General features: G+C 72.7%; 3 protein-coding genes. 2 read left to right on the forward strand and 1 reads right to left on the reverse strand.

The window, feature by feature from the left end:
- Positions 1-45: 45 nt before the first annotated feature.
- Positions 46-1,131 carry a uroporphyrinogen decarboxylase gene (gene hemE / locus ACFV9T_RS42635; RefSeq protein ID WP_385449259.1) on the reverse strand — a complete coding sequence of 362 codons (1,086 nt, stop codon included), beginning with the start codon at positions 1,129-1,131 and terminating at the stop codon, positions 46-48.
- A gap of 91 nt (positions 1,132-1,222) precedes the next feature.
- Here hemE and ACFV9T_RS42640 point away from each other — a divergent pair, with 91 nt between their 5' ends.
- Both ACFV9T_RS42640 and ACFV9T_RS42645 read left to right on the forward strand, forming a co-directional pair.
- Complete coding sequence (locus tag ACFV9T_RS42640) at positions 1,223-1,939, forward strand: DUF3000 domain-containing protein (RefSeq protein WP_385449261.1); 717 nt, start codon at positions 1,223-1,225, stop codon at positions 1,937-1,939.
- Positions 1,940-2,122: 183 nt separating this feature from the next.
- Complete coding sequence (locus ACFV9T_RS42645) at positions 2,123-2,785, forward strand: response regulator transcription factor (RefSeq protein ID WP_063730929.1); 663 nt, start codon at positions 2,123-2,125, stop codon at positions 2,783-2,785.
- Positions 2,786-2,902: the final 117 nt, after the last annotated feature.

Below are 2,902 nucleotides of genomic sequence, written 5' to 3' on the forward strand. Positions count from 1 at the left end.
TCGGGGTGGGGGGGGGGGGGTTGCGGCTCCCGCGCGGCCTGGGGGTCAGCGCGCGGTGTTGGTGTGGACGTACTCCACGAGCCGGGTCAGGGAGTCCGGGTCGGTGGTGGGCAGCACCCCGTGGCCGAGGTTGAAGATGTGCCCCTCAAGCCCCTGGGCCGCGTCCAGCACCTCGGCCGCCTTGGCCTCCACGGCCTCGCGCGGCGCGAACAGCACGGCGGGGTCGATGTTGCCCTGCAGCGCCTTGCCGGGGCCCACCCGCCGGGCGGCCTCGTCCAGCGGCACCCGCCAGTCGACGCCGACGACGTCCGCGCCCGCCTCGCCGAGCAGGCCGAGCAGTTCACCGGTGCCGACGCCGAAGTGGATGCGCGGCACGCCGTATCCGGCGACGGCCTCGAAGACCTTCGTGGAGGCGGGCATCACGCTGCGGCGGTAGTCGGCCGGGGCCAGGGCGCCGACCCAGGAGTCGAAGAGCTGCACGGCCGAGGCGCCCGCCTCGATCTGCACCTTGAGGAAGGTGGCGGTGATGTCCGCGAGCCGGTCCAGCAGATCGGCCCACAGCTCCGGGTCGCCGTACATGAGCGCCTTGGTGTGCTCGTGGTTGCGCGACGGGCCGCCCTCGACCAGATAGCTGGCGAGCGTGAACGGCGCGCCCGCGAAGCCGATGAGGGGCGTGGCGCCCAGTTCGCCGACGAGCGATCCGACGGCCTCGGTGACGTACTTCACATCATCGGGATCGAGCGGACGCAGCCGCTCCAGATCCGCGCGGCTGCGGATGGGCTGCTCCACGACGGGGCCGACGCCGGGCTTGATGTCGAGGTCGAGACCGATCGCCTTGAGCGGCACCACGATGTCGCTGAAGTAGATCGCCGCGTCCACCCGGTGACGGCGCACCGGCTGCAGCGTGATCTCCGTGACCAGGTCGGGCCGCATGCAGGACTCCAGCATGGCGGTGCCCTCGCGGACCTTGCGGTACTCCGGCAGCGAGCGCCCCGCCTGCCGCATGAACCACACCGGGGTATGCGGCACCGGTTCGCGCCGACAGGCCCGGAGGAAGGCCGAATCGGCGCAGGGGTTCGCCGCCGGGCGGCCGGTCTGCTGCTGGCCCGAGGGCCGCTCTGTGGCGCTCATGCACCAAATCTTCGCACGGGCCGAACGAGTGACCCGCCAACCCGGGTGTTCCTCCCCGATTGAAGCCCTCAGTGCGCCTAGTCTTCCGGGCATGGCAGCGGTTCAAGGACACCTCTCGAACGGTGCTGACGGTGCGGGGGGCCCGGACGCGGGCGGGGAAGGCGCTCCGCTCGCCTTCCGGCGCGCGGTCGCCGGTCTGCGCGCGGTCCGCGTGCGGCCCGAGGTGGAGCTAGACCCGACCCCACCACCGCGCCGTCTGGCGCCGTTCTCCTACGCACTCGAAGCGGTGGTCACCGACGCCACCGCCGACGACGACGAGGAGGAGCTGGCCGAGGGCCGGCTCATCCTGCTGCACGACCCGGCGGGCCACGACGCCTGGCGCGGCACCTTCCGGCTGGTCACGCTGATCCACGCCGACCTGGAGCCGGAGATCGCGGCGGATCCCCTGCTGCCCGAGGTGTGCTGGTCGTGGCTCACCGGCGCGCTGGACGCGCGCGGGCTCTGCTGCGTGGAGCCCAGTGGCACGGTGACGCGCGCCAGCTCGCACTACTTCGGCGGGATCGGGGAGCGGGAGCCCTCGACCCGGATCGAGATCCGCGCCTCCTGGACGCCGTCGGACCACCCGCCCCCCGAGGCGGAGCGGGCGGACGAGGCGGGCGCGGAGCCACTGGGCGTACCGGACACCGGGGCGCACCTGGCGGCCTGGTGCGATCTGCTGTGCCAGATCGCCGGTCTCCCCCCGGCCGGGACGACGGAGGCGGGCGTGGTCTCCCTCCCCCAGCGCCGAGGCCCCGGCGGGACGCGCTGAGCGGACGCACCGAGCGGACGCACTGATCAGGACGCGCTGAGAAGTACGTCCTGATCGGCACTGATCGATCACGAGTCTGAATTGCCCGAATTGTTACTCACCAAATCGTGATCATTCCCTAAAGCTGGACCGAATCGGTGCCGAAGGAGTGGTGACCCGTCCCACCACTTTCCAGGAGGCCTGGTGTCTGTTCTCCTCGAGCAACCGTCCAGCCTGGTCGCCTATCGCCCGAACAAGCCGACGGCCATGGTCGTCGTCGCCGACCCCCGCGTTCGTTCCACCGTCACCCGTCACCTGTGGGCCCTCGGAGTGCGCGACGTCATCGAGGCGTCGTCCGTCGCGGAGGCCCGCCCTCGTATCGGCAACCCGCGCGACATCTGCGTCGCCGACGTCCACCTCCCCGACGGCTCCGGCCTCACCCTGCTGTCCGAGACCCGCGCCGCGGGCTGGCCGAACGGCCTGGCCCTCTCCGCCGCCGACGACATCGGCGCCGTGCGCAACGCGCTGGCCGGTGGCGTCAAGGGCTACGTCGTCACCGGCACCCGCACCAACCTGGGCATTCCGGGCCGCCCGGGCGCCGCCCCCATCGGCGCCGCCGCCGCCCGCATGCACCGCCGCCCGCCGGGCGCCCCCGGTCACCCGGGCGGTTACCGGGAGTTGTCGGGACGCGAGGTCGAGGTGCTGAGGCTGGTTGCGGAGGGCCAGTCCAACAAGGCCATCGGCGTCTCGATGGGCCTGTCCGCACTCACCGTCAAGAGCCACCTCGCCCGCATCGCCCGCAAGCTCGGCACCGGCGACCGGGCCGGCATGGTCGCGGTCGCGCTGCGTACCGGCATCATCCACTGAGACCAGGGCGGGGAACCCCCGCCCGCACCGCCCTGGCGCCCGTCGACGGAACGTTCCGGCGCCGGGGGCCCGTGTTCGCCCCGGACACAGCAAAACATGTCACGGGTCCCACGCCCC

Source organism: Streptomyces sp. NPDC059850, assembly GCF_042731515.1.
In the GTDB taxonomy this organism is placed as follows: Bacteria; Actinomycetota; Actinomycetes; order Streptomycetales; family Streptomycetaceae; genus Streptomyces.